Source organism: Rhodanobacter sp. T12-5 (assembly GCF_008329435.1).
In the GTDB taxonomy this organism is placed as follows: Bacteria; Pseudomonadota; Gammaproteobacteria; order Xanthomonadales; family Rhodanobacteraceae; genus Rhodanobacter.
Genome location: NZ_NPKN01000001.1, coordinates 671743 through 698146, shown reverse-complemented (window position 1 = coordinate 698146; position 26404 = coordinate 671743). Strand labels below are relative to the sequence as shown.

Annotated in this window: 20 protein-coding genes; 8 read left to right on the top strand and 12 right to left on the bottom strand. The window is 63.3% G+C overall.

Features of this window, described 5'->3' with window-relative positions:
• Window positions 1-46 precede the first annotated feature (46 nt).
• Window positions 47-940, top strand: coding sequence for a LysR family transcriptional regulator (locus CIW53_RS02890; RefSeq protein WP_149363182.1), 894 nt, complete (start codon window positions 47-49; stop codon window positions 938-940).
• A 133-nt stretch (window positions 941-1073) separates the two neighbouring features.
• On the opposite strand, the gene CIW53_RS02885 is transcribed toward CIW53_RS02890, so the two are convergent.
• Window positions 1074-2489 (bottom strand): nitrilase-related carbon-nitrogen hydrolase, encoded by a 1416-nt coding sequence (locus CIW53_RS02885; RefSeq protein ID WP_149363181.1) that lies wholly within the window; start codon window positions 2487-2489, stop codon window positions 1074-1076.
• Complete coding sequence (locus tag CIW53_RS02880; RefSeq protein WP_149363180.1) at window positions 2473-3054, bottom strand: TetR/AcrR family transcriptional regulator; 582 nt, start codon at window positions 3052-3054, stop codon at window positions 2473-2475. Before CIW53_RS02880 ends, CIW53_RS02885 begins: the two co-directional genes overlap by 17 nt.
• 300 nt (window positions 3055-3354) lie before the next feature.
• Here CIW53_RS02880 and CIW53_RS02875 point away from each other — a divergent pair, with 300 nt between their 5' ends.
• The 4 genes from CIW53_RS02875 to CIW53_RS02860 all read left to right on the top strand — a co-directional run bounded on the left by CIW53_RS02875 (window position 3355) and on the right by CIW53_RS02860 (window position 9634).
• Window positions 3355-5571, top strand: a complete 2217-nt coding sequence (locus CIW53_RS02875) for a family 20 glycosylhydrolase (protein WP_149363179.1) — start codon at window positions 3355-3357, stop codon at window positions 5569-5571.
• Between the two features lie 57 nt (window positions 5572-5628).
• Window positions 5629-6285: a hypothetical protein gene (locus tag CIW53_RS02870; protein ID WP_149363178.1), complete on the top strand. Its 657-nt coding sequence runs from the start codon at window positions 5629-5631 to the stop codon at window positions 6283-6285.
• A gap of 316 nt (window positions 6286-6601) precedes the next feature.
• A complete protein-coding gene (locus CIW53_RS02865; RefSeq protein ID WP_197736606.1) occupies window positions 6602-7846 on the top strand; it encodes an MgtC/SapB family protein in 1245 nt (414 codons plus the stop codon).
• Between the two features lie 378 nt (window positions 7847-8224).
• Window positions 8225-9634: a DUF2130 domain-containing protein gene (locus CIW53_RS02860; RefSeq protein WP_149363176.1), complete on the top strand. Its 1410-nt coding sequence runs from the start codon at window positions 8225-8227 to the stop codon at window positions 9632-9634.
• Between the two features lie 232 nt (window positions 9635-9866).
• Here CIW53_RS02860 and CIW53_RS02850 read toward each other — a convergent pair whose 3' ends face one another.
• A complete protein-coding gene (locus tag CIW53_RS02850) occupies window positions 9867-10826 on the bottom strand; it encodes a DUF4238 domain-containing protein (protein ID WP_149363175.1) in 960 nt (319 codons plus the stop codon).
• A 222-nt stretch (window positions 10827-11048) separates the two neighbouring features.
• Here CIW53_RS02850 and CIW53_RS02845 point away from each other — a divergent pair, with 222 nt between their 5' ends.
• Together CIW53_RS02845 and CIW53_RS02840 are read left to right on the top strand one after the other, a co-directional pair.
• Window positions 11049-12329 carry a hypothetical protein gene (locus CIW53_RS02845; protein WP_149363174.1) on the top strand — a complete coding sequence of 427 codons (1281 nt, stop codon included), beginning with the start codon at window positions 11049-11051 and terminating at the stop codon, window positions 12327-12329.
• A 395-nt stretch (window positions 12330-12724) separates the two neighbouring features.
• Window positions 12725-13444 (top strand): hypothetical protein, encoded by a 720-nt coding sequence (locus tag CIW53_RS02840; RefSeq protein ID WP_149363173.1) that lies wholly within the window; start codon window positions 12725-12727, stop codon window positions 13442-13444.
• 418 nt (window positions 13445-13862) lie between these two features.
• Here the strand turns inward: CIW53_RS02840 and CIW53_RS02835 are convergent, their stop codons facing one another.
• From CIW53_RS02835 to CIW53_RS02815, 5 genes are all read right to left on the bottom strand, one after another.
• Window positions 13863-14705, bottom strand: coding sequence for a sulfotransferase (locus CIW53_RS02835; RefSeq protein WP_149363172.1), 843 nt, complete (start codon window positions 14703-14705; stop codon window positions 13863-13865).
• 81 nt (window positions 14706-14786) lie between these two features.
• Window positions 14787-15794: a LacI family DNA-binding transcriptional regulator gene (locus CIW53_RS02830; protein ID WP_149363171.1), complete on the bottom strand. Its 1008-nt coding sequence runs from the start codon at window positions 15792-15794 to the stop codon at window positions 14787-14789.
• Window positions 15795-15810: 16 nt separating this feature from the next.
• On the bottom strand, window positions 15811-18537 hold the full coding sequence (locus tag CIW53_RS02825) for a sugar-binding domain-containing protein (RefSeq protein ID WP_149363170.1): 2727 nt from the start codon (window positions 18535-18537) through the stop codon (window positions 15811-15813).
• A 4-nt stretch (window positions 18538-18541) separates the two neighbouring features.
• On the bottom strand, window positions 18542-19927 hold the full coding sequence (locus CIW53_RS02820) for an APC family permease (protein ID WP_149363169.1): 1386 nt from the start codon (window positions 19925-19927) through the stop codon (window positions 18542-18544).
• A gap of 170 nt (window positions 19928-20097) precedes the next feature.
• Window positions 20098-23205, bottom strand: a complete 3108-nt coding sequence (locus CIW53_RS02815; RefSeq protein ID WP_242451747.1) for a TonB-dependent receptor — start codon at window positions 23203-23205, stop codon at window positions 20098-20100.
• Here CIW53_RS02815 and CIW53_RS17850 point away from each other — a divergent pair.
• Window positions 23204-23341 carry a hypothetical protein gene (locus CIW53_RS17850; protein ID WP_242451746.1) on the top strand — a complete coding sequence of 46 codons (138 nt, stop codon included), beginning with the start codon at window positions 23204-23206 and terminating at the stop codon, window positions 23339-23341. The genes CIW53_RS02815 and CIW53_RS17850 overlap by 2 nt on opposite strands.
• 13 nt (window positions 23342-23354) lie before the next feature.
• Here CIW53_RS17850 and CIW53_RS02810 read toward each other — a convergent pair whose 3' ends face one another.
• From CIW53_RS02810 to CIW53_RS02790, 4 genes are all read right to left on the bottom strand, one after another.
• Window positions 23355-24350, bottom strand: a complete 996-nt coding sequence (locus CIW53_RS02810) for a glucokinase (RefSeq protein ID WP_242451745.1) — start codon at window positions 24348-24350, stop codon at window positions 23355-23357.
• A gap of 521 nt (window positions 24351-24871) precedes the next feature.
• Window positions 24872-25429 carry a 2'-5' RNA ligase family protein gene (locus CIW53_RS02800; RefSeq protein ID WP_149363167.1) on the bottom strand — a complete coding sequence of 186 codons (558 nt, stop codon included), beginning with the start codon at window positions 25427-25429 and terminating at the stop codon, window positions 24872-24874.
• 146 nt (window positions 25430-25575) lie between these two features.
• Complete coding sequence (locus tag CIW53_RS02795; protein WP_242451744.1) at window positions 25576-26013, bottom strand: DUF4440 domain-containing protein; 438 nt, start codon at window positions 26011-26013, stop codon at window positions 25576-25578.
• Complete coding sequence (locus CIW53_RS02790; protein WP_149363166.1) at window positions 25992-26387, bottom strand: VOC family protein; 396 nt, start codon at window positions 26385-26387, stop codon at window positions 25992-25994. Before CIW53_RS02790 ends, CIW53_RS02795 begins: the two co-directional genes overlap by 22 nt.
• Between the last annotated feature and the right edge of the window lie 17 nt (window positions 26388-26404).

Sequence of the window (26404 nt, the reverse complement as noted above, 5' to 3'; positions counted from 1 at the left end):
AGTAGTCGCCTGTCGCCGGAACTGGCTTACGGTCATGCCGAACGATATGAAGCTGCAGGGCCTTGCCGCGTTTGTCGCTGCCGTCGAGGAAGGCTCGGTGAGCGCCGCGGCCCGACGACTCGGCTGCAGCAAGTCGGTGATCAGCGAACGGCTGGTCGATCTGGAGCATGCCCTGGGCACGCGCCTCCTCCAGCGCAGCACCCGGCGGATGTCGCTGACCGCGGACGGCGAGAGCTTTCTGCCCCGCGCGCGGCGCATCCTGGGTGAAGCGAAAGAGGCCTTGGTCGAACTGACCGATCGCCGATCTTCTCTGGCTGGGCCGTTGCGGATATCGGCCCCGGTGAGTTTCGGGGTGCTTCACCTGGGGCCGGCGCTGTATGCGTTTCTCGCACAGCACCCGGGTATCCAGCTTTCGCTTGAGCTGGATGACCGTTTCGTCGAAGCCGCCGCCGATGGTTTCGACGCCGTGCTCCGACACGGGCCGGTGATTGACTCCCGCCTGGTCGCCAAGCGGCTGGCCACGAGCCGTCGCGTGCTGGTGGCTTCACCGGAATATCTGGCCAGGGAAGGCAAGCCCACATCGCTTGACGAGCTGCGCCGTCACAACGGCATTCTCTACATCAACCGCGAAACGGATTGGCGCTTTGCGGTGGACGGCGGCTGGCTCGTGGTCCACCCGCAGGCGAGCCTGCGCGTCAACAACGGCATGGTGATGCGCGATGCCGCGGTGGCGGGATTGGGCCTGACCCTGCTGCCCACGTTCTTTGTGCGCAATGAACTCGACAGTGGCGCGCTGGAGCCGATCGATGTGGGTGTCGAGGCGGAGGGTGCCGAACTTTTCCTGGCCTACCCGCGCGAAGGCGCCGTACAGGCGAAGCTGGCCGCACTTGTCGACAGCCTGAGGCGCAGTTTCGGCGGGCCTCCTTATTGGGACAACTGACAACGCATGGCCGTCTGGATGGCCATTTCCAACTCAAACGATCAGGACGTGCTCAGCTTTTTTTGTGGATGACTATCGACAAGATCGATGAACATCGAACAACTTGCGTCCGCGAATCGCGCAGCCGTTTCAGTCATGCGGGACGCCAGGCCAGTCTCAGCAGCGCCAGCAAGACGGCGAGGTCGAGCCAGACGAACCAGTCGCCCCAGCGTGCGTAAAGGGTTTGCGTGTGGTGCAGCGACAGGTTGCCCACCAGTTCGGCGTCGTGATGTTCGCTGGAAGCCTCGGCTACCACCTGGCCGCGGTCGTCGCTCAGTGTGAGGCGACCCGAGCGCGCGGCGCGCGCAATCGCGAAACCGCCTTCCACGCCACGCAGGATCGCCATGCGGCCGTGCAGCCAGCCGTCGATGCTGAAATCCCAGGCCGGCACCAGCAGCAGCTGCGCGCCGCGCGCCGCGTAGGCGTGGCCGATGTCGTGGAAATCCATGTCCTTGCAGATCGCCAGGCCGATGCGCGGCGAGCCATCCAGCATGCGGTAGTCCTGGCCGGGCGTGTACTGGCGTTCGAAACCGGGAACCAGGTGATGCTTGGCGTAAGTGGCGGGTGCCATGTTGTTTGGCTGGAACACCATGACCATGTTGCGTTCCGCCTGCGGGTCGCCTTTGAAATCGATGCCTGCGTCCAGGATCAGGCTGCGTTGCCGTGCCAGTTGCGCAAACGCCGGCACGCTGGCGTCGCCGGTGGCGAAGCTGGTTTCCGGGATCACGACGATCTTCGCCCCGGCGTCGGCCAGGTGCCCGATCGCCGTCACGTAGCGCGCCAGCAGGTCCTGGCCGGCATCGGAGTCCAGCGCGGGACGGATCGGCTTTTCCAGCGACAGCAGACCGACGCGCAGCGTCGAGGTGGCCGGCACCTGCAATCGCCAGCTGCCGTAGCCGAGTGCTACCGCGCCCAGCAGCAACGCTGCCGCACCGGCCGACAAACGTCCGCGCCGTGTCGCTCGCGGCGACACTTGCACGGCCAACGCGGACGGCAGCAGGAGCAGCAGGTAGCTGATTCCCCACAGCCCGGTGACGGCGGCGACCTGGATCACAGGTAGCGCATCCATCTGGGTGTAGGCGATGTTGCCGAACGTGCCGTGCGGCGAGAGCCGACTGCTGACGTATTCGAGTGCCACCCATAGCGTCGCCGGTGCCAGCGCCGCCGCCAGCGTCTGGCCTTGCGACAGCAGCCGCCGATGCAGCAGCACGACCAGGACCAGGGCCAGCGCCGGGCCGCCGATGGCGGGCACGATCGTCGTCATCGGAATGCCGATGTAGTCGTGCAGATAGCTCCACTGGTTGAACCCGCCTGCCGCATAGGCCACGAAGGCCGCCAACGCCGCCCAGCGGGCGTGCACGCGCGGCGCGAGCCACAGCACCGGCAATGGTGCCAGCCAGGTGAGCCACCACAGCGGGTGTACGCCGCTGCCGAACCACCAGCCCAGCGCGGACAGCGCAGTTGCTGCCAGCCATGCCGACAGCGTACGAAGATCAAGCCTTGATGCCATCGAGCAACCTCCCGATCGATGCGAAATAGAACTGGCGGAACCGGGCTTCGTCGTAGCTGAAGCGACCGGCGCGATACAGCGCGATCAGGCCGTGCGCGTGTGCCCATAGCGTCATGGCGACGTCCCACGGATCATCCTTGCGCAGCACGCCCAGGCGCATTCCCTCGATCAACGCGTCGGCAACCACGTTGAGCGTGGGCGAGCGGCGCGCGCGGAAATCCTCCGGGAAGCGGCGCGCATCTTCGCGCTGCATCGAGAACGCGTGCTCGAACAGGTGCGGATGGGCGAGTGCGTAATCGAGATATGGCTCCAGCAGTGCCGCCAGCCGCTTGACCACGTCCGGGTCCTGCGTGCGCGCCTGCCAATCCTGTGCGGCAGCGTCGAAGCTGTCGTCGGACAGCCGCTTGAGCAGGGTTTCGCGGTTCGCGAAATGCCGATAGATCGCCATCGGGGTGATGCCGACGATCTCCGCCACGCGGCGCATCGTGACGGCGTCCGCGCCTTCGCGGTCGAACAGCTTGTGCGCGGCGCGGAGGATTTTTTCGTTGGTGGTCAATTTTGTCATGTATACAGTGTATACATCGTCGACCTTTCCCGGCAATGGCTGGGCGACACAAAGCGGATTCCGTCGCCGAACCAGGCGGCAGGGCCATGAGAGGCCAGAGATCGGGGTCAGGCTCACTTGTTCCTGCCCGAAGTAAACCTGACGCAGTGCCTCCCAAATCCAGCGCGCGTGGCGCATGAAGTGGTGGCGACAGTGGTATTGCTGTCTACTTTGTGGCCTTCTTTGCTTGAATTGCCTGAGGCATCGCACCAGCATCGCTCCCACCGTACGAGCAAGCCACATCGTCCAGGAATACCGGCCATGCACAGACGTCTCGTTGCCCCGATGCTCCTCGCGTTCTCGCTGCTCGCCCAGGGAGCGCATGCGCAAGCAGCGCTCATCCCGCAGCCGGACCGAATCGAGGTCGGTCACGGCAGCTTTGCGCTGAACCGAAGCGTGCGCATCGTGGCGCCGACCGATCGACGCGCGCAGGAAATCGCGGCCTTCCTGCGCGATGGCATCCGCGAGGACAGCGGGATCGCGCTGCGGATCGGCGCGGCCACCAGGCAGCCGCACATCGAGCTGCGCATCGATCCTTCCGTGCAAGGCGAGGAGGCCTACCGGCTGACCGTCGCGCCGCAGCGGGTCGAGATCGCGGCGGCCGACGATCGCGGGCTGTTCTGGGGTGTGCAGACGCTGCGGCAGCTGCTGCCCATCGGTCATGGCCGCACGCTCTCGATTCCCGCGGTGCGCATCGACGATGCGCCCCGTTACCCCTGGCGCGGCGTCATGCTGGACGCGGCACGGCATTTCATTCCGGTGGCGCTGGTCAAGCAGCAGATCGACCTGTTCTCGCGCTACAAGCTCAACGTGCTGCACTGGCACCTCACCGACGATCAGGGCTGGCGCATAGCCATCCGCAAATACCCGAAGCTCACCAGCGTCGGCGCGTGGCGTACCGAGGCCGACGGCAGCCGCAGCGGCGGCTTCTACACCCAGCAGGACATCCGCGACATCGTCGAGTACGCACGCCAGCGCAACGTGATGGTGGTGCCGGAGATCGAGATGCCAGGGCATGCCTCGGCGGCGGTCGCGGCCTACCCGTCGCTGTCCTGCCCGAAGCAGCCCATCGCGGTGCCGGCCACCTGGGGCGTGTTCACCGACATCTACTGCGCGGGCGACGAAGCGACGTTTGCGTTCCTGCACGACGTGCTCGACGAGGTGGCCGAGTTGTTCCCCGCGCCCTACATCCACATCGGCGCCGACGAGGTGCCCAAGCAGCAATGGGCGCAGAGCGCTTCCTCGCAGCAGCGCATGCATGACCAGCGGCTGGCCGGCGTCGATGGGCTGCAGAGCTGGTTCGTCCAGCGCATCCAGCGCGACCTCGAAGCGCGCGGCAAGACCCTGGTCGGCTGGGACGAGATCCTCGAAGGCGGCGCCGACCGCAACGCGGTGGTGGAAATGTGGCGCGGCGACGCCGAGGCGGCCAAGGCACTGGCCAACGGCAACCGGCTGATCGTCGCCGGGCCGTTCTACCTGGACACGCCGATCGAAGAACTCACCACGCAGGACATCTACCGCACCAATCCGTTTGCATCGCCGGCCTTCGCGGGACACCAGGACCAGGTGCTCGGCGCCGAGGCGCCGCTGTGGAGCGAATACGTCACGCCGCGCAATCTGGAAGCGATGCTCTACCCGCGCGTGATCGCCTTGGCCGAACGCCTGTGGAACCCCGACGTCCACGACTACGCCGACTTCCAGCGGCGGCTGCGCACGCAATACCCATGGCTGGACGCGCAGCACATCGCCTACGGCCCGGAAGACCGCGACCTGGTCGACTACAAGCTCGATTTCAATGCTCCGCACCACCGCTGGCGCGTGCGCGCCGCGCGCGGCTTCGACGACATCGCACTGCACTACACCGTCGACGGCAGCGAACCGACCGCACAGTCGCCCACCTTCGGCGACGTGCTGGACCACTACGTGCCGGCGACGCTCAAGGTGGCGCCTTTCCGCCACGGCGTGCCGTACCTGCCCAGCCAGGCGTTCCAGGCGGTCGACAACAAGGCTCTGGGCAAGCCGCTCACTTACCTCACCGCGCCCGACCCGCACTACGCCGGCACCGCCACGCAACTGGTCGACGGCGTGATCGGCGGCGACAACTTCAACGACGGCCTGTGGGTCGGCTGGCGCGGCAACGACCTCGACGCCACCATCGACCTGAAGCCCGCCACGCCGTTCCACAGCATCCAGATGCGCTTCCTGCAGCAGAGCGGCTCATGGGCGCTGCTCCCGCGCCGCGTCACCTATGCCGTTTCGGACGACGGCAAGACCTGGCGCACCCTGCAGTCCACGCCGATCGCGGTAGACCCGATGGACCTGCGCGCGATGATCCGCACCGTACGCTTCGACGCCCCCACCCCGGTGACCGCCCGCTACCTGCGCGTCACCGCGCAGAACTTCGGCATGCTGCCGCCGGGCCATGAGGGCGCGGGGAAGCCGGCGCATTTGTTTACCGACGAAATTCTGGTGCAGTGAAGTCTGCGATTGGAGTATTGGACTACGTCCTTCTGCCAGTTTGATTGAGGGAATAGCTTGGAAACGTGGGAAGAGTTCGTACATCAGTCGCACGACCTGGCTGCCGCGCTCACGGAGTGCGTTGCCTATCAGACATATGACGACAGCGATCGCATCAAGTTGAGCGATGTGCTGGCTTCGCTGGCATTCGAGCATTCCCATTCGGCTCGTATGCTGCTTGAAGCTGGATTTCTTCCCTCAGCCTTGGTGGTCCATCGGTCTCAGTTTGAAGCTGTCCTCAGGTCACTCTGGGCTCTGTATGGAGCGTCAGATGAGCTGGTAGCCAAGCTCTGCACCGAATTGACACTAGAGACCGAACTGGCATCCAAGAACATCCCGATGGCGGCAAAAATGATGGAGGACCTCGCCATCAAGGCTCCGCCAAACGCCTACAAGCCCCTCCACGAGTTCAAGACTCATAGCTGGGGAGCGCTCAACTCGTATGTACATGCAGGCATTCATCCCATTCGACGGCATGCCGAAGGCTATCCTCCGGAGCTGCTGGTCAACGTCATGAAGAACATCAACGGGCTTACGGTGGTTACCGCCATGCAGGCTGCCATCCTGACAGGCGTTCCCAACTTGCAACGGAAAGTGCTGAAAGTCGCGAATCGTTTCCGGCATGTCCTGCCTTCCACGCCCCCATCAAACGGTAGTGACCCTGCTGTCTCGTGACTACTTGTAGCACCGGTTTTAACCCTAGCCATCTCGGCATTTGGGTCGACAACGAAGGGGGCCGAAATAGGCAGCGGAGGTAACGATTCCAATTTAATTACCTCCGCCCCCTTTGATCCAAAGCATCCGCGTCAGCGGGGGAGAACCAGGCCACGAAATGCCGGCAATTCGGCGTTGATCCCTCTGCATTGAATAGCAGTGGCTGCCGGTGGTGAGGAAGAGTTTAATGAGCCATGGTGGCGCCGATGTCAGCTGAACTTGTGCCGGCGAAGCGGAGATCTCGGCAAATGGTCAACTTTTCAAGAGTGATGAAATTTTGAGCCTAGCCGATCAATCCACGCTGCTCGGCCTGTGTGTCGCACTCGGCATTGGCCTGCTCGTCGGAGCCGACCGCGAACGACGCAAGGACACCGGCCCGACAAGGGGTGCTGCGGGCATTCGTACCTTTGTCGTGTGCGCTTTGCTCGGCTCGGCCAGTGTCATCCTGGGCGGCGGCTTGGTGTTGGCGGTGACGGCGCTGATCGTAGGCGCGGGCGCGCTGATTGCGTACCAGCGCACTCGGCATCAGGACCCTGGCTTGACCACAGAGTCCGCGCTGCTGCTGACCTGCCTGTTGGGCGGGTTGGCGATCCACGATTCGATGCTGGCTGCGGGCGTGGGGGCAGTCCTGGCCTTGCTGTTGGCATCGCGCGATCGCTTGCACCACTTCGTTCGCAGCGTGCTCAGGGCACAGGAGTTGAACGACATCATTTTATTCTCTGCCATGGCCTTGATTGTGTTGCCGCTGGCTCCCGACCGATTCATGGGGCCATTCGATGCACTCAATCCCCGTGCCATTGCCCGCTTGATCGTGGCGTTGATGGCGATCAGTGCGCTTGGCTACGTGGCCATGCGCGCCCTGGGGCCGCGTTACGGCCTGCCGCTGGCCGGGTTTGCAGCTGGCTTTGTTTCAAGCACCGCCACCATTTATTCCATGGGTGAACGCGCATCACGCCAGCCATCTCTCATGAGCGGAGCCGTGGCAGGTGCAGTGCTTTCATCCATCGCCACCATCATTCAAATGACGGTGGTCATCGGGCTGATACAGGCATCGTTGTTGACCGCGCTGGTATTGCCCCTGTCATTTGGCGGTGCTGCCGCCTGCCTGTATGGGCTCGTGTTCTTTTTTCGCAGAGACCCTCTCAGCAACACGGCGGTTGAAGACGTGGGCCGTGCCTTCAATCTGAAAGCAGCGGCGGTGTTTGCCGCGCTTGTCACGCTGATACTGCTGGCGTCAGCGGGATTGAACGCATGGTTGGGAGCGCGCGGAATGTTGCTTGGCGCCGCACTGACAGGCTTGGCCGATGCGCATGCAACAGCCGCATCAGCCGCCTCCCTGATGGCCGCCAACAAGATTTCGAGCGCGCAAGCCGTTGGACCGATTTTGATTGGCCTCACTACCAACACCTTGATGAAAGCGGTGGTTGCCTTCAAGGCCGGCGGCGTCCACTACGCCACACGCATCGTGCCGGGCTTGGCCTTGATGATTGCAGCCGTCTGGCTGGGAGCCTGGCTCGGGTGATGGTCTGATTCCCGCAGCGGGCTGCTGCCAGTCCCGTACACGCTATCCAAGGTGATTCCCTTACGCTGGATCGAGCGAAGGATTCAGCGCGGACTATCGTGAAAAATCGGACGCTGGTGATTGAATCTGACCCTCTTCGTCTTTCGCTCGCAAGCCCTGTCGGTGGGTGTCGTCAGAGTGGACTGACACGCTAAGCAGGCGCCAGATCGTCTCGATGGGGGCTTTCGGCCAATACGAGATATTGGCCTGCGGACCGGAAAGTCTGGTCTATAGTGGCTTCTTCCGGTCGAATACGGTGCCGGACGGCGATACAGGGGCTGAAGGAACGAAGCCAGAGATGCTCATTCAGAACCTGGCTAAGGCGAAGGGGAAATAGCCATGCACGAGATCATCTGCCCGCATTGCGGGAAAGCATTCAAGATTGACGAAGCTGGGTACGCGAACATCCTGAAACAGGTTCGAGACAGCGAGTTCGAGCAGCAGTTGCACGACCGGCTGGAGCTGGCCGAGCAGGACAAGCGGAACGCCGTCGAGCTCGCCGAGACCAAGGTCGCCAGCGAATTGCAGAAGGCTGCCGCGGCCAAGGACGCCGAGATCCAGGAACTCAAGGCCAGACTTGATGCCGGAGATACCGCGCGGAAGCTTGCCGTGACCGAAGCCTTAAGCGGCGTGGAAAAAGAACGTGACATGCTCGCGAACGAACTTGAGCAGGCGAGGCGCGACAAGCAGGCCGCTTCCAAGCTGGCCGAGGCGATGCTCGCTAATGAACTGCAGAAGGCTGCTGCTACGAAGGACGCGGAGATCCAAAGCCTGAGCTCCAAACTTGACGCGATCGAGGTTGCTCAGAAGCTCGCAATCACCGAGGCAGTGAGTGCGGTCGAGAAGGAACGCGACGAACTGAAGAATGGCCTCGACAGAGCGAAGCTTGAGAAGCAACTCGGCGAGAAGTCGCTCAAGGACAAGTACGAGACGCAGATCAAGGATCGCGAGGACGAGATCGTGCGCCTTCGGGACATGAAGGCTCGCCTGTCGACGAAGATGGTTGGCGAAACCCTAGAGCAGCATTGCGATACCGAATTCAACCGCATTCGAGCGACGGCGTTTCCGAGGGCATATTTCGAGAAGGACAACGACGCGCGGAGTGGCAGCAAGGGCGACTACATCTTTCGCGACTCCGATGAGGTTGGCACTGAGATCGTCTCGATCATGTTTGAAATGAAGAACGAGAGCGATCACACGGCGACGAAGAACAAGAACGAGGACTTTCTGAAGGAGCTCGACAAGGACCGAAATGAGAAGGGGTGCGAGTATGCGGTGCTGGTTTCCCTGCTCGAGCCGGACAGTGAGCTCTACAACACTGGGATCGTCGACGTGTTCCACCGCTACCCGAAGATGTACATCGTGCGACCGCAGTTCTTTCTTCCAATCATCACGCTGCTGCGTAATGCGGCGATGAATTCGCTCAAGTACAAGTCAGAGCTTGCGCTCGTTAAGGCGCAGAACATCGACATCACGAACTTCGAAAACGAGCTTGAGACCTTCAAGTCCGCATTCGCGAAGAACTACGATCTCGCCTCCAGGCGCTTCCAAACGGCGATTGAGGAGATCGACAAGTCGATCGACCACCTTCAGAAAACGAAGGAGGCCCTGCTCGGCACTGATCGGAACCTTCGTCTTGCGAACGACAAGGCGCAGGACGTGACTATCAAGAAGCTAAATCGGGGGAACCCGACGATGGCGGCAAAATTCGCCGACCTTAAGAGGAATGAACTTTCAGACGCCGAATGAGTTCTACGGACGAGCCAGACCTCAGACCTCGACCGGCCATCGTGGTGTAAATGAATTCTCCGTTTCCGACACTGAAACTATCTTTGATACATGGAAGTTTCGAATGCCACCCTTTGAGATGTCATAGCAGAAGAACTTCTCTGAGCCCGACAAAGGGGACGGAGGTAATTAATCCAATTTAAACACCACCGTCCCCTTTGATTCCGGAGCAGGGCCTCGGACTCAGGGGTCCTCAAGCCGAACTAGGGCTGGACGATTCGGAGGCCTCGACTGCACTCTTGCGCACGATGCGGCGGCTGTAGTCGGCACACTGGCTCGCGCTGCTGAAGTAAAGATGCGTGTGCACGTTCTCCAGCATGGATCGGTTGTATTGATCGACCGTGTCACGACTCATGGGCTCGGATATCACCGTACGAAACCCGCCTCCCACCTCGTCAAGCTCCATCGCAATGCGGGGCGTCAGAGGCATCCATCCACGCAGTTCTTCCAGACGGGTGATGCCTGAGGAGCGCACGACCGCCGGCGCATCGGAATTTATGATCTTGCCTGCCGCCAATGCATACCGAAGGCGGATGGTGAAGCCCAAGGCATGTGCATCACAGGCGGCACAGAGTGCGTTGATCAGCATATGCAACATGGTGAATTCGCGCTTCTGGCACCCGTCTAGCGTGGTGGAACCCTCGGGTGTTGACCAGATCAACTCGCCAGAGAGCATGCCGCGCGCCTTCGGGACACGAAAGAGCTGGAGGAAGTAGAAGAACAATAGGTTCAGTCCCCAATCCTCACGCCCTTCTGGCTTCGCCAGCTCGGCGCGCTTGATCTGACTTATCGTGATGCCGATATTATTTTCGTAGATCTCGTAGAAATCTTCGAAGAAGTTGTGTTCCTTATGCAGATAGTCCATGTCCTTAGCCCAGCTGACGAGCGATAGCATGATCTCCGCGGCGTCGCTGCCCGGGTCCTTGTCCGCCAAGCGTCGGGAGAAGGCGTAATGCAGCAGGTCGATCACCATCGGGTCAAACGTAAAGTCGTTGAACCTGCTCTCGGCGCCGACGCCCCTTCTCGTCGACGCGAATGATTTCCCCGTGCTGGGGTTGAGTATGTGAATTGCGTTGGAACCATCTCGCCATTGAGCGAGATACGCCTCGTGCACATAGTGGTGAAGCTTCTTACGGTTCTTGCTCTGGGGCATGGAATGTACGACTCCGTGTCAGTTGGCTGGCAATGAGGCGTCACCGCCTCCGGCTTATAATGGGCACATCAATCGGCGGGTCACCAAGACCAAAGAGGCGGGCTGCCGTTCATCGCATATCGTCTCGTGGTCGATGCCCCGATTCACGATACCTTGTCCGGCTCGAAGGCGTGGATCCGTCGCCTGTTGTCGTTCTTATCGAGGAGTAGGGAAGTGTCGTTAATGCACTGGTACGCGCAGCTTTACTCGCTATTGCCGGTCGGGCCGGCCAGAAGTTACTCGTCGTTGCCCGTCCATGATCTGACATCGAGCTTTGCTTCAAAGACTTCGATTCGACCGCTGCCCGCACCCACTGACAACCTGCGCTTTTCAATGTGGCGCCTGGCACATGCGGTCAAGAAGGCAGAGTGCGTCAACCCCGTGCTCGCGAGCATGGCCAACTCCATGACCCTCGGGTTCCTGCTCGAAAACCAACACCTGTTCGATTACTCCGGCACACAGTTCAACCTGGCCGATGGCGCCGCGTCATATCTCGATGATTTTTCCCAGACGGGATTGACGGGGCGCGTGGCGCAGGGATTTGCACTGCTGCAGATGGAGAACGAGGGTTACGCCTTCGTGGGTCGCTTCGACACCTTTCGTAAGAAGTGTGGCGTGGCAGTACCCACGGTTCCGTCAAGAAGGAGGAACAGGTTAGGAAAGCTAATTCCGAAGCGGATTCGATCACCGGACTTTGTCGTGGAGACAAAGTCAGGCGACCGAGCGCTCGTAGAGTCGAAGGGGAGCTTCCTCAACGGTGGAAAAGTCGCGGACATCAAGGGATCGATGTCCGATGCGTTGAAGCAACTAGCGCCGTGGGGAAGCCAGTTCAGCCCAGCAATCACTAAGAAATTCGCCGTTGGTACCTACCTGCGCGAGCCGGAATCCACCGATCGCGAGCCCTCACTCATGGCGATTGTGGATCCGGAAGGCGGTCAGGACGAAGACGCAGTCCCCGTTCCGCCCGACCTAGTGCGAAGACTCAACTACGCTGGTTGGCTCAGCGCCATGGGCTACCGAGCTCCGTCCCGTAACCTCGTCTCACCGCACTCGACGGACCGGGTAAGGGAGACTTTTCAAGTCGCCGAATTCGGCGGCGGGCGCTACGCGTACGTTCCGATTGCCTGGGTCCCGCCCCAGAAGCCGGACGACCTTCTACGGGTGTTTCACCTCCCGACGGGATGGCCAGGCGAGTACTCGATAGCGAATTTCCACGAAACCGACAATCAGATGATCGTCGTGCTCGCCCTGGATATCCAGGTTCTCGAGCGGGTGGCTCGAGCCTCGCGGTCGCGCAGTTGGTCCTCGCTGGAGGATGCGTCCTCTGACCCTGGCGACGCGGGTGCTTTCACCAAACGCGACGACGAGAGAGGAAATCGGTTCAGCGATGGCTCCTTCATGGGCCTCGTCCGCTTGGAGCAACTGTTCGTTTCCTCTTACGAGGCGGTAACCCTGGATTTCTAGCTGGGCTGTTCTGGCCGCAAGAACAATTGGACTTCTCGATCGCCGCGCTGGGAGTGGTAGGGCGTACCAGCCGGCGAAAAGCCGATTCGCCTGAGAGTCGCGTGCATCGCAACATTGTCGGCTCTGAAACAATGGTGTCAGGGACAATTTATCGTTAGCCGCCGGAGAGCATAAATTGTCCCTGACACCTTTTCTGCTGTCGTGAGGCTATCCATGAAAACGATGTGGCAGGGCGACGTCGCCCCACTTTCAGTAGAGGGACGACCTAGAGCCCAGAATCACTTTAACTGTTTCGCATATGCGGCGGGTAATCCGGCATCTCCTACACTTTCTCGACGGCTGCGGCTGCGCTTCGACCGCAAGACAATCGGAGATTCCCAATCACAGGAAGCGTCATGCTGAAGATATCGAAAGATTTGGAAGAGCACCTGCAGGGCACGCTGGGCGAAAGCGTGTTCCACCAGCCGGTGCGCGACCTGATGGCGGCCATCGCAGATCAATTCGAGACCGACGGGATGCTCTCGACCGTCAATCGCATGGCTAGCTACGGCGATGAGCGCTCCAAGGTGCTGCTAGCGGCGCTTGCCAGCGAGGCGGTTGTCGACAAGATCCTGGGTGCGTTCATGCCGCTGTATCAGCCACTGCGTCGCACGAACATCTATCTGAAGATCCAGATGCTGGAAGCCCTGGCACTTGTACCGAAGCACCTGACTGATGCGGCCGATCTGATTCGCGACGTGCGCAACCAGTTCGCTCACAAGCTCACGGTTGAAAAATTGAGCGATATAGATAACAGCTCAAGAGGCAATGTCGTTGTCAAGATGCAGCAGTATTGCGTACGACTGGGCATCAAATCTAAAGCCAGGCTTCACGATCGAACTTTCATCTTCGAAACCATCGCTGAGATCGCGACTACGGGCTTGTGGACATACTTGCCACTCGTGCGCGACTTGAACTCTGCTGTGCGAGATCAATCCTTGGAGAAGCAACTGCGCTTGCAGGCAGAGAGGCGCCTGAGTGAGCAAGCCGAAGCCATCCTCGCACACGTACAAGCGCCCGCACCGCTGGCTAACCGTGATGCTTTGGAGGGCGAAGGCCCTGGCGGCACTCTTTAAGTGATCCGACAAAGGGGGCGGAGGTCCAGATCCAGATCGAAGTGCATCACTGATGCCTCGTTATCAACGACCTCGGAGTCAGGTCTTATTCTGCCATATATGCCTGACTACTCAGACAGGCTGCACTTCAGTGCCGTTGATCTGGCTGTTGCCTTTGATCTTGGACTCCCCTTGTGAGGCGGTGAGTCGTGGACGACAGGCCCGCAGGGGAGTCGACACGATGTCGACTCCTTTTCGCCAGCACAGGGATGTGCTGTCGAAAAGCCCGGCCGCGGCTCACGGACTTGTCGGGCGAAGCCCGGCAAGCGCCGAGGAGGGTGGCCTCTCTTTGGGCCACGTTTCTCTGGCCACGCAGAGAAAGGTGGCTCGGCCACCGCAGGTGGACGAAACGCTCTTGCTCTACAAGCGGCAAGGCCGCCTAAACAATCGGCACCTGACTAACATTGTTCTTAGGATCCATCCAGAACGACTCATTGACGAAGCGCGCGAAGATTTCGCGCGGCAGGATCGAAGTGCGTTCAATCGGTTCCACCTTCGGACGCACCGTATGCAGACCGGGCATGCCGACGCGGGCGTCGAACTCGTCGGCCTGGAAGGCGATGTTTTCGAAATCGTGTTCGAACCAGGGTTCGCCGATGAACTGGTAGACCGCGCGCATCGCCGCGGAAGGATTGCGCACCAGGCTCTCGTAGGTCAGCAGCAGCAAATGGCCCGGGGCGTATTGGCCGTAGAACGCGTCCTTGGTCGCCTGGAAGGCGAAGCCGACCATGCCGCGCGGATCGGTGAGCGCCTCGACGCGCGAGTACACCGTGGTGTTGGTGTCGAAGCGGAACACCTTGCTGACGCCGACCGGTTGCCGGCGCACCAGCCGCTCCATGCTGTCCAGCACCCAGGACAACTGGCGCACGCACGCGATGACCTTCGCTTGCGGGAACAGCACGTCGAGCAAGGGCATGCGGCTGCACCACAGCCGGCTGGTGTCGAACACGACTGAGTCCGCGTGCCCCGCATGGAAGTTCTCGACCAGGCCGCGCAGCATCGCGACGCGCTGCTCGTCGGAGACGTCGAACGAGAAATCGTTCTTGCTGCTGGCTTCGGCGATCACCATGCCCATGATGTCGGCCAGCGGGCTGGTCATGCCGGCGCGGAAACGCGGGTTCTGGTTGAGGATGGCGGCCAGCAGGGTGCTGCCCGAGCGTGGCAGCCCGGAAATGAAGTGGAACTTCCGGGCCGGCGTGGCGGCGTCGTGGGCGGCGGGCATGCGGGCACTCTCCTGTGGATCGGTGAGGGGTGTGGCAGAAGCATACCCGGGCGGAACCTCACGGATGCCAGGGCGAGCAGGCTACGGGGTGGGCGCCGTCGAGGCGCGGATGCGCATCTGGTAATCGACCTCGACCATCCTGGCCTCGCCCTTGTTCAGTACGCGCAGAAGCAGCTCCTGGGTCGCGCGGCGGCCCATCTCGCGCACGGGCTGATGGACGGTGGTGAGCGGCGGCCACACCTGCGTCGCGATGGTCGTGTCGTCGAAGCCGCAGATGGATATCTCGCGCGGGATCGACACACCCGCCTCCGCGGCCGCCCAGATCGCACCGACGGCCATGTCGTCGTCGCCGGCGAACACGGCGGTCGGCCGCAGCGGCAGGGCCAGCAGCTGGCGCATGGCCGCCACGCCGGATTCGAAGGAGAACCGGCCCTGCACCATGTACGCCGGGTCTTCCTTCAATCCCGCGTGCGCGAGGCCGTCGCGGTAGCCGGCCAGGCGCCAGATGCCGGCGCCGTGTTCGGGATCGCCGAGAATGTGCGCGATGCGTCGATGGCCCAGCGACACCAGGTGTTCCACCATCGCCGCGGCGGCTTCGCGCTCGCGCAGCATCACGCCGATGCAACCTTCGGGGTGGCGCGGCGCGATCGAGGCGAACGGCACGCCGTTCCGGTGCAGGCAATCGAGCAACTGCGGGTGGTCGGTGAGCGGCGGCGTGAGGATCAGCCCGTCGGGCCGTTGTCGCGACAGGATGTCCTCGACGCGCTCGACGAAGTCCGCCGTGGTGGACACCAGCGGCTGCACCATCATGCTGTAGTGCTGCGCCTCGCACGCCTCCAGCACGCCGGCCTGCACTTCCATGATGTAGCTGGGCGAGCGGTTGTCGTACAGCAGGCCGATCATGAAGGAGCGATTGGTGGCCAGGCTGCGCGCCGAGGTGAGCGGCCGGTAGTTGAGCTCCGCGATGGCAGCCAGCACGCTCTGGCGCATGGCGGCGCTCACGTTCGGATCGTTATTGAGCACCCGCGAGATGGTCTTCTTCGAGGTGCCGACGGCACGGGCGACGTCGGTGATGGTCACGCGCGCCATGCGGGTCTGTCCTTGTTCAATGCTTCGTTCCTTGCGCAGCAGTCAGGCCTTTTTCCACGACAATCGGGAAGCTGCGCGTGGGCGCGTTCCACCCACTGACCTCGACGACAGGCGCCGCGCTCCCCTGCCCTGCATGGCGCGCCGTCACGGTCAGCGATTCGCCCGGCCACAGCGTCACGTCGTTGTCGCTCCACAGGATCGGAAGCACCAGTTTGCCACCAGCGGCCTGGCGGATCGACAGGTGCTGGAACAACGCCACGCCCCTGGCCGACGCAGGCATCGTCAGGGTCACGCTGACCGTTTCTTCCGCTCCCACATGCTGCATCGACGCGCGCACCTCGCTGGTCACCGCCGGCAGGGACTGCAACGCGGTCAGGTCCGCGTAGTGCGTCACCGGCGTGAGGTACCAGTTCGAATGCGCCCAGTCGAGCGTGTCCGCTTGCGTGGAAAGCCAGTACACGTTGCGGCTGACCGGATGGCCATCGGCGGAGGCAAGCTCCAGCTCGACGAAGTACGTCGGCGACAGGCCGGCCGGCGCCGGCAGTGTCGCCACTTGCCGCGTGCCGTTGCCCGGCAGGTCGATGTTCTGCACGCGCCGCTCGTCACGCACGCTGCCGTCCAGGTTGCGCACGCGGATGCGCGCCTGCAGGCCATGCCGGTCGGTGAGCGTCTGGTTGACCAGCACCACGTCGTGCGTGTCGTACGAGTACTGGATGTGCACCGGCTCGTTGGCCTTCCTGGCGCCGAAGTAGGCGCCGGCCGGATTCATGTAGTAGTCGTACAGATGCCAGTGCAGCGACGGCCAGGCGTTGTTGAGCATCCAGTAGATGACGCCGGTCGAGGGGTTGGCCGCGTCCATGTGCGCGTTGTACGCCTCGAACTGGGCGCGGGTGTTGTCGTAGTTGTCGAGCTGCGCCTTGGCCACGTAGTCGGCGAGGCTCTTCGGCGCGCCGTAGCGTTTGGCCAGCGCCGTGGCGAACGGCGCGATGCTCGAGAACGTCGACCAGTCCGCGGCGGCGTGATACTGGCGCAGCTCGGGATGCTTCCACAATGCGTCCTGTTCCTGCGGCGACAGCATGCGGGTAAGGTCTTCCAGGCGCGGGATGTCGGCGCCCGCGCTGGTTTCGGAATTGAAGCCGAACGCGCCGCCCAGCTTGTCGGCGTACCAGTAGGAAGGCGGCACCCAGGCGTACGGCCCGGTCATCTTCATGCCGGACGGTCCGGTCTCGGCGGTGGCCTGGGCGACGGCCGCCGCGATGATCGGCGCAGGCCAGTCCTCGGCCTGCAAGGTGTCGACGTACATCTTCGCGATTGCCGGCGGCGGCGCATTGTCGCTGCCGATCAGGAAGCCGATCACCGACGGATGGTTGCGCAGCAGGCGCGCTTCGCTGGCCATCGAGGCTTGCGCCACTTTCAGGTCCGCCGCGTCCCACGGCGCGCCGCCGGTCTTGGCCGCCGACTCCCATTTGTCGCAGCATTCCCAGCCGGCCAGGATCATGATGCCGTCGCGGTCGGCGAGCTCGTAGAAGCGCGCGTTCTCCAGCTTGCCTTCGCTGCGGATGGTGTTGAGCCCGAGGTTGCGGACGTAGCTGAACTCGGCCTCCATCCGTGCGGGATCGTCGCGCAGGAACATGTCCGGCGCCCAGCCCGCGCCGCGGATCAGGATCGGCTTGCCGTTGACGAGGAACTGGCGATAGCCCTGCTTCGTCAGCCTGGAGCTGACGCTGCGTATGCCGAACGTCGCGCTGGTCTTGTCGGAGGTGGCGCCATCGACGCTGGCGGCCAACTGCAGCGAGTACAGCGGGTGGGCGCCCATGCCGGTGGGCCACCAGATTTTCGGATGGCTGAGGTCGAGGCCGGGATCGGTCTTGGCGGTGAACGATACTGTCTGCGTTTTACCGGCGGCGAGATGGATCGTCCGCTGCAGCGAAACGCCGGCCACTTCGCCCGTGATCGTTGCCTCGTGCGCCACCACGTCGAGGTTGCGTGCCTCCACCTTCACGGTCAGCGCGGCGTGCGCGAGATCGGGCAACGACAGCGCCGGCGTCACGTGCGCAAAGCGCAGCTGCACCGGTCCGCTCTGCACGATGTCCACGCCGCGCCACGGGCCCATGTTGTTGTCCGGCGGCGTCGGGTTCCAGTCGACCCAGCCGATCGACAGGCTCCGCCGCGGGTCGGCCGGATGCACGCGCAGCGCGAGGATGTTGCTGCCCGCTTGCACCCACGGCGTCACGTCGAGCTCGTGCACGGGATAGGCGCCGGCGACGCTGGCCTGGTCGGCGACCAGATGCCCGTTCACCCACACATCGGCGCTGGCGATCATGCCGTTGGTGCGCAGCAGGGTGTGCCGCCCATGCTTCGCCGCAGGCAGAATGAACTCGGTGCGATACCACCACGGGTTCACGAACAGGCTGCCGCTGGCATCGGGTGCCTGCACCGCGCGCAGGTTGTCGCTGTAGAACACGTCCTTGTACGCGTCGTTTTCCAGCAAGCCCGCCATCACCGTGGCGCGGCCGCTGACCGGGTACCAGCCTTCGGTGGAATATCCGGCGGTGGAAATCTCGGCGCCGCTTTCCTGCGCCTTGTCGCTGGCCTGGATCTGCCAGCCGGCCACGGCGGTGGTGGAGCCGCCGCTGCCGTCCACCCGCGTGGGCGCGAAGGTTGCGCTGCGCGCAGTCGGCACGGCCGCCGAGGCCGCCAGCGCGATCATCGAAAGGAACAGGGAGGTGGCCAGGAGGCGCATGGCGTCAGTCCTTCTCAAGATAGGCTTCGCGGATTTCCACGGGTGCGAACGGCCAGGAGCGATTCACCCTGGCCCATATCGCGAACACCACCAGCCCGGCCACGATCCAGATGCCGGACAGGATCAGCGACAAGGTGGACGCCGACACGTAGACGTAGATCCAGCCGACCAGCGCGATCACGCACGGCACCGGGTACAGCCATTGCCGATACGGCCGATGCAGTTCCGGCTGGCGCTTGCGCAGCACCACCAGTGCGGCGATCTGCGCGATGAACTGCACGATGATGGTGGCGGCCAGCAGCATGTTGATGACTTCGGCCAGATCGAAGAACGTGCCGATGGCCGTGATCACGCCCATCGTGAGCAGGGCCACGTGCGGAAAGCCGTGCCTGGCGTGCAGCTTGCCGAACACGGACAGGAACACCTTTTCGTGCGCCGCCTGGAACGGCACGCGCGAGCCGCCGAGCAGGCCGGCGAACACCGAGGCGAACGCGGTCACGATGATCAGGACGGTCATCACCGCGGCCGCCGTGTGGCCCCAGCTGTGCTCCACCACCAGCGACGCAATGGATTTGGATTGCGCGATCTCCTGCCACGGCGCCACGCCGAGCACGCTGATGTTGAGGATGAGGTAGACGAACATCATCGCGATCACCGAGATGATGATGGAGCCGGGCATGGTCCGGCCCGGGTCGCGCAGCTCGTCGCCCATGTAGGCGGTGGTGAAGTAGCCGAGGTAATCGTAGATGCCGATGATCAGCCCCGCGCCGAGGCCCACGAAGAACTTTCCACCGAACATGCCTTGCGGATAGGTGAAGGCGTAGGCCGGGTGAAAATCCGAGAAGCCCGCCGCCGATACCCCGATGACGGAGAGCAACATGATCACCCACAGCGCGATGGTGATCACGCGGATCGACTCGATCCGCCGGTACAGCAGCAAGGTGACCAGGGCGGTCGCCGCCAGGCTGATCAGGTGCACCTCCCACCAGCCCAGGTGCGGGAAGAAGAAGCCCAGGTACTCGACCATGCCGATGATGCCGGTGGACATCAGCAACGGGATCGTCAGCAGCACCGTCCAGATGAACAGGAACGGCATCAGCTTGCCGGTGCGGTACTGGAAGGCTTCGCGCAGGTAGACGTAGGTGCCGCCGGAGCCCGGCATCGCCGCGCCCAGTTCCGCCCAGACCATGCCGTCGGCCACCGCGAGGATGGCGCCCACGATCCAGCCGATCACCGCCTGCGGCCCGCCCATGGTGGCGACCATGATCGGGATGGTGATGAACGGCCCTATGCCGCACATCTGGGTCATGTTGATCGCGGTGCCGGAAAACAGGCCGATGGAGCGATGGAAGCTGCTGCCGCGGGTGGGTTGGGTCGCGTTGGAGTGCATGATTGCCTTGTCGCGCTGGTTGCTCGCTCGAAATCCGACCCGTTCGCGCCGAGCGTAGGCCCGAAGGGCCGAAGTCGAAGGGCCGTCATGCCACGGCCGCTTCGACTCCGCTTGCTAGCGCAAGCTACGCTCAGCGCGAACGGGGTGTATTGCCGGATGTCCGGCCCCGATCACCACTGACCGCGAATGCCGACCATGAACATGCGCTCCGAAAAGTTCGAGTGCGCCGGCTGATCAGGCCACACCAGGTAGTAGCGCTGGTACTCGTTGGTGAGGTTGGTGCCGTCCACGAACACTTCGGCGGAATTGGCGATCTTGTACGAGACCGACGCATCGAGGTACTTCTGCGGTGCCTCGTACATCTCCATGCCGGTGATGCCGCCGACGTCCTCCGACACCGCGCGCCGCGACCGGTAGTTGTACGCAACGCGGGCCTGGAAGCGGTCGTCCTGGTACCACAGGATGAAGTTGCCGGACTTGGTCGAATTGTCCTGGAACGGGATCTTGTGGCCGGCCAGATCGGTGGCTCCCGAGTCGCTCGGCGCGTACGTCGCGTTGATCTCCATGCCGGTCTTGGACAGGATGCCGGGCAGGAAGGTGAACCCCTGGCGGTAGTCGAACTCCGCGCCCTTGATGCTGTTGCCGGTGCCCTGGATGGGTTCGGTGATGGTGACGCAGTGATTGCGCACCACACCATCCTCGTCGGGCAGCGTGCAATCGGTGACGCTGCCGCTCTTGATGAAGCTCTGCACGTTGATGCGGAACAGCGCCAGGCTGATCATGCTGGTGGGGTTGATGTAGTACTCGAGCGAGGCGTTGTAGTTCTTGGAGCGCCACGGGTCGAGGTGGGGGTTGCCGTTGGAATTGCCCGCCGCCACGCGGAACAGCGGGCCCTGCGGGGTTTCCACCAGCGAATAGTTGAGCTCCAGGCCGCCGCCCCAGGTGCTGAGATCGAGCGGCATCATGTTCTTGGAGTAGGCCAGGCGAAACTTCAGGTCGTCGGTGACGTCCAGCGCGAAGTTGGCGGCCGGCAGGTAGTCCTTGTAGCTGCGCTGCGTGAGCTGGGCACCGACGTCGGCAGGCTCGGTGCCGTAGGCGCCGGGATCGCCGCTGAGGCGCTGGGTAACGTCAAGATTGGTGCGGACCACACGCATGCCCACGTTGGCGCTGTACGGCATGTTTCCGATGTTGCCGGCGAAGTCGGCCTGCAGGTAGGCGGAGGTTTCCTTGATGCCCACGGCCCAGGTGGTTCCGGGTTCTCCCTGCCGCACGGTCTGGGGATAGAGCGATTTCCAGTACGCCTCGGGGTTGTCCATGGCATGCGGGTCGATCGCCCAGAAGGTGATCCCCGAACCGAGCAGGTTGCTGTACTGCTTCCAGTTGTTGGCCAGCGGCCCGGGCGTGTTCGGAATCTGCAGCGCCGAAATGGGGCCGGCGCGGAAATACCCCTGTGCATTGCCCGCGGTACACGCGCCGCTGTTCAACACCACATCCGCGCCCACGTAACGCACCAGGCATCCGTTCGGATCACTGGCACCCATGCCGGCATACACCGGCGTGACCAGGGTGTACCCGATGTTGTCGGCATGGCGGATGCTGTTGCGCACGCCGAAATCCAGCTTGAAGCCGCTGTCGAAGTCGTAGTGCCCATCGAACCGCAGCGCGTTCAGAGCGACCTTGCGGTCGTAGTCGCCGGCAGACTCCAGCGTCTTCATCGTCCAGCCGTTGGGGTCGGCGAACTGGTTGGACAGCGACGAGGGCATGCCAATCGTGATGTTGCGGCCACGCAGGTCGGCGGTGACCGGAACCGTGTTCTGCGGCATGCCGTTGGCGTTGAAGACGCGGTTGCCGCCGAGCTGGTCGGGAAAGATGTAGGTGCCGGGCGGCACGGCGTTATCGGGTACGCCATCCATCAGCACGTTGGACCACAGGCCGCCATCGGAATTGGAGATGTTAATGTCGGTCTCGACGTTCGACTGGCGCGCGGTGTCGTGGATGCCGCGCAGGCTTGCCGTGAAGGGACCGCCGTTGTCGAAATCCAGCTGGGCATTGAAGTTTCTCGCGGTGGAGTCCTTCCGGGTGACCTGCGAGAACGATTCCACGTCGCCCGGCCACTTCTCGTAGACCTGGGTGGTGTACAGGTGCGTGCCGTCCCAGCCCGGCTCGGGCGTGCCGTAGGAACCGGCCACCGGGCTGCCGGTGTCGCGCGACTGCAGCGGCACGTAGGTCGCGCCCTGCCAGTTGGTGGAGTTGATCTGGATGCCGACGTTGCGGTCGAACTGTTTCTGTTGCGCGTAGAAGTAGTCGCTGGTGAAGGTGAAGCCGCTGCCCAGGTCCATCTGGAACGAGGCGCTGCCCGACTTGCGCTTGCGCTGGGTGGTGATGTCGTACAGGCCGATGTTCTGGCTGCCCATGAACACGCCATTGGATTTGCCGTCGCCGTTGACGTCGACGCTGCCGTCGGGGTTCTGCACGATCTGCGAAGGAATCGGCGCGCCGTTCCACGGCGTCAGGAAGCCGTTGTAGCCGCCCGCGCTGGCCGCGTTTTCACCGTTCAGCACCACGCCGTACTGGTCCAGCCCCTCGTTCGAGTTGGAGCGCGTGGTGTCGGAATAGTCGGCGGAAACCAGCAGGCCCCAGCGGCCGCCGTCGTTGTACGAAATGAGCCCGTTCGCTTCCGGCCCCCACTTGCTGCTGCTGCGCCCGCGCTCCCCGTTGGCGGAGTAGCTGTAGGTGAAGCCGCTGGGCAGATCCCACGGCCGATACGTATGCAGGTCGAGCGCGCCGCTGATGCCGCCGTCGGTGGTGCTGGCGGTGGGCGACTTGATCACGTCCACGCCGTGGAACAACGTGGCCGGCAACATGGTGAAGTCGGGTTGTTGCGAGTCGATCTGATCGGCCGTGATGAACGCTTCGCCGTTCAGCATGGTGCCCACCTCGGGCAGGCCGCGCACGTCCACCGTGGTGCCCACGCCGGCGTCGCGGTTGACCTGCACGCCGGTCACGCGCTGCAACGCATCGGTGATGGTCACGTCGGGCAACTGGCCGATGCTCTCGGCGGTGATGCTGTCCTGGATGTTCGGTGCCAGACGCTTCAGCTCGATCGCGCGCATCTGCGAGGCGCGTACGCCGACGACGGTGACGGAGGACAGGGTGACGGCTTTCCTGGCGTCCTTGTCCTGTTCCGCCTTGGACGGCGGCGCCGATGCGTCCTGGGGCGCGGTAGCTTGCCGACCCGAGGTGTCCACCTGGGCGGCGCCGGTAGGCGACGACGCCATGGCTGATGTCGCCACGGCCGCGAGCAAGGACATCGATATGGCCAATGACAAGGGATGCCTGCGATGTTTGGTGGACATGAGCTTTTACCTCTTGGTTGATGCCTGCCGAGCCCTGGTGCTCCACGAAGCCCCGTGATTTGCTTATCCGGTCAACTCGCCCGCCGGGCTGCGCCCGCGAGATACCACCTGGCTGCACCGAGCACGCCCTGGCGCCCGTGTTCCGTGACCCACACCGGAATCCGCGACAGGAGTGCACGCACGCTGCGTCCGTGCAGGAAACGCTCTTCGAACGCACTGCGCTGGAGCGACGTGAACATCGAATGCAGGAAGCCACCGGCCAGATGCACGCCGCCGGTGCTCATGAAGGTCATGGCCAGGCTTCCGGCGAAACTTCCCAGCGACGCACAAAAGAGCTGCACGGCTTCCACCGCCTGTCCGTCACGCCATGCAGCGGCCGCCGCGGTGACTTCCTCGGGCGTTGCGAGCCGCGGCGTTTCCCCGCGCAATGCGCACAGGACGCCATACAAGGTCAGCAGGCCGGGGCCCGACACGATGCGCTCATAGGCGAGATAGCCGCCCTCGGGCATCAGGTGTGCGAGCACCTCGCGTTCGCGAATCGAATGGGGTGCGAAATCCATCTGGCCGGCTTCCGTCGCCAGCACGCCACCGCCGGCAGAGGCGGGCAAGCGCACCGCCGCGCCCAGGCCGGTGCCCGGCCCGATCACCAGGATCGAACCATCGGGCCGGATATCCGGCCCGCACAAGAGCCGCGAGCTGCTGGCAGAGCGGTTGTCGAAGGCATAACCCAACGCCTCGAAGTCATTGAGGACGGCAACGTCTTCCAGCATCAACGCCTGGCGCAACGGCGCCAGGCGGATCGGCCAGGGGGAGTTGTCGTTCAACACTTCATCGCCCTTTACGTGGCCGGCACAGGCGAGCACGCAATGCCGCACGGGAGTTTGCGCAACGCTGTCGACGAACGATCGCAACAGTTCCGCCAGCCCCTCGAATGCCGCGCATGCCAGCTTGCGATAGGCAAGCACCTCGACCCCGCACTCGGCGTCATGCGACATCCGCATCAAGGCGACGCGGGCAAACGTTCCGCCAACGTCGGCCGCCAGGAACGGCATGGCCTGGACGCTCACTGATGGATCCGGATGGGTGATCGCTGCGTTCACTGTGCCTCCCCGCACCGGAACGGGTATCAGAGTGCGAGTCATTGTCACCGGTGTCAACTTGCAACGCGGCAAACGTCATGATCGACATGACTATGTTTAAACATTTGATGTGAAGGCAATTTTTCCTTTGGCCCGGAGAAATTCATCGCGACATATACTTCATCGCAACAATTCCGGGCAGGCCAGCGATACATGCTTGCCAACCAGCTCGCTTCGCCAGCACGGCGACTGCCGAAAGAGGACCGGTATGGAGAATGAACTCAGCCGCGTCGTCGATGTGTTGCCCTGCAGACGATCGGCCATGCCATCGAACTGAACCCGCGACGCGCTGGGCCAGGAAGAAAACCTGCAAGTGCTGCAGAGGGCTTACGCGTCGCTCACGCCGCGCGAACAGCAAGTGCTGGCGAAGGTCGTGGCCGGCCCTCTGAACAAGCGGATCGGCGCCGACCTTCGGCTTCGCGGGATGCCCACCATCGGCCAAAACCGAGTCAGTCGGTATTCGGTCGGCGGAGATCCGGCCCCAGGGCGACATCCGGCAGAACGAAGGCATGCATTTCCCTCCACCGGCCCGACGAGTTCTCCAGCAGCGTGATCGCGCGACAGTTGCCATGAATCGGGCCGTGGGCCTGCATCGCAGCGGCAAGCTCCCGCTCCGCGAGGTCCGTTTCGGTCGGGCTGCCGTGCGCGACCGTGAGGTGCGGGATGATGGCCTCGTGCTCGCCACGGAACGGCGGATATTCGGGAAAGCGTTGCGCCAGTTTCTGCGTGAGTGCGATGAATGGTTCGGCGGGCTCGGGGGCCAGATACGTCACAGCCGGAAAGCGGGCGATCCGGGACAGCGTGAACGGGAACGATGGCATCCCATCAAACACCGCTTGCGCACGCCGGAGCACCGCATCCGTGATGCGTTCCGGCGGCATGAACGGGAAAAGCACGGTGATGTGGGCGGGCACGCCGAGCCGCGCCGAAGCATCGAAGCGTTCGCGCAGGCTGCCGACGCAGTGTTCTGCCTCGGGCACGCGGATGATGAATGCGGACTCGGCCATATCCTGGAGCGCCTGTTCGAGTTGAGTTGTATGTCCTGAAGTCTGACGTGACTGGGTGAAGCCGGCGGCACGGTACTCACCACCGCTACGTTGCGTTGATATCCGTCAGGCGATGGTTGTCGGATCGAAAGCCGCCCGTCAGCTACTCATGGCACCTCCACCAGGGTCCCCTGGTGGAACACGATCTGCCACTCCTCGCCGTTGCGCCGCCAGACCGTGCTGCGGCGGCTCACCCGCTCGCCCTGCTCCAGGGTGTACGTGAGCAGATACGTTTCCGGTCCGAGTTCGCGACAGTGGAAGTCGCGGGTTTTCCAGGTGTGTTCGGCGGGGTCGGGCGCGCGGTGTTCGAGTATGTCGAGCACGTGGGCACGGCTGTAGCGCTGGCCGGAGGCACCGATCTCCCAGAAGTCCGCAGCGGCCATGCGCTCGAAGTCGGCGCGGGTGCTGCCGAATTCGGGGCGGTGGAAGATCGGCTCGCGGCGGCGCAGTTCATCGAGTACGCCGGCCAGTTCGGGTGGGGTGGCAAGATCGGGTTCCATCGCGGCCTTCATCGCATCCAGTTTCACGGTCCAGCAGCCTTCCATGTTGATTGCTCCGGTGACTGCCACAACTCGATGCGGGTGCCTTCGGGGTCGGTGATCCAGCCGAAGCGGCCGAACTCGCTCTGGTCGACGCGTTCGTCCACGTCGACGCCATCGGCGCGCAGTTGCGCCAGCAGTGCGTCGAGGTCGTCGACGCGGAAATTGATCATGTACGGTTGCGGGCCGGGGCCGAAGTAGTCGGTGTCGGCGGCGAACGGCGACCACAAGGTGTAACCGGGGTGTTGTTCGTCTTCGTTGAAGCGCACGCCGCCCCAGTCCTCGACGGTCAGTCCAAGATGTTTTGCGTACCACGCCGACAACGCCGCGGGGTCGCGCGATTTGAAGAAGATACCGCCGAGTCCGGTGACCTTGGCCATGGTGGAGTTTCTCGCGT

Excerpts from the sequence above, each read along its gene's own strand:
- CIW53_RS17850 (WP_242451746.1), top strand. The coding sequence starts at position 23,204 with ATGGCTGATGTCGCCACGGCCGCGAGCAAGGACATCGATATGGCCAAT.
- CIW53_RS02820 (WP_149363169.1), bottom strand. The coding sequence starts at position 19,927 with ATGCACTCCAACGCGACCCAACCCACCCGCGGCAGCAGCTTCCATCGC.
- CIW53_RS02815 (WP_242451747.1), bottom strand. The coding sequence starts at position 23,205 with ATGGCGTCGTCGCCTACCGGCGCCGCCCAGGTGGACACCTCGGGTCGG.
- CIW53_RS02835 (WP_149363172.1), bottom strand. The coding sequence starts at position 14,705 with ATGCCCGCCGCCCACGACGCCGCCACGCCGGCCCGGAAGTTCCACTTC.
- CIW53_RS02830 (WP_149363171.1), bottom strand. The coding sequence starts at position 15,794 with ATGGCGCGCGTGACCATCACCGACGTCGCCCGTGCCGTCGGCACCTCG.
- CIW53_RS02825 (WP_149363170.1), bottom strand. The coding sequence starts at position 18,537 with ATGCGCCTCCTGGCCACCTCCCTGTTCCTTTCGATGATCGCGCTGGCG.
- CIW53_RS02890 (WP_149363182.1), top strand. The coding sequence starts at position 47 with ATGAAGCTGCAGGGCCTTGCCGCGTTTGTCGCTGCCGTCGAGGAAGGC.
- CIW53_RS02840 (WP_149363173.1), top strand. The coding sequence starts at position 12,725 with ATGCTGAAGATATCGAAAGATTTGGAAGAGCACCTGCAGGGCACGCTG.
- CIW53_RS02795 (WP_242451744.1), bottom strand. The coding sequence starts at position 26,013 with ATGGAAGGCTGCTGGACCGTGAAACTGGATGCGATGAAGGCCGCGATG.
- CIW53_RS02845 (WP_149363174.1), top strand. The coding sequence starts at position 11,049 with ATGCACTGGTACGCGCAGCTTTACTCGCTATTGCCGGTCGGGCCGGCC.
- CIW53_RS02850 (WP_149363175.1), bottom strand. The coding sequence starts at position 10,826 with ATGCCCCAGAGCAAGAACCGTAAGAAGCTTCACCACTATGTGCACGAG.
- CIW53_RS02860 (WP_149363176.1), top strand. The coding sequence starts at position 8,225 with ATGCACGAGATCATCTGCCCGCATTGCGGGAAAGCATTCAAGATTGAC.
- CIW53_RS02885 (WP_149363181.1), bottom strand. The coding sequence starts at position 2,489 with ATGGCATCAAGGCTTGATCTTCGTACGCTGTCGGCATGGCTGGCAGCA.
- CIW53_RS02790 (WP_149363166.1), bottom strand. The coding sequence starts at position 26,387 with ATGGCCAAGGTCACCGGACTCGGCGGTATCTTCTTCAAATCGCGCGAC.
- CIW53_RS02800 (WP_149363167.1), bottom strand. The coding sequence starts at position 25,429 with ATGGCCGAGTCCGCATTCATCATCCGCGTGCCCGAGGCAGAACACTGC.
- CIW53_RS02880 (WP_149363180.1), bottom strand. The coding sequence starts at position 3,054 with ATGACAAAATTGACCACCAACGAAAAAATCCTCCGCGCCGCGCACAAG.
- CIW53_RS02875 (WP_149363179.1), top strand. The coding sequence starts at position 3,355 with ATGCACAGACGTCTCGTTGCCCCGATGCTCCTCGCGTTCTCGCTGCTC.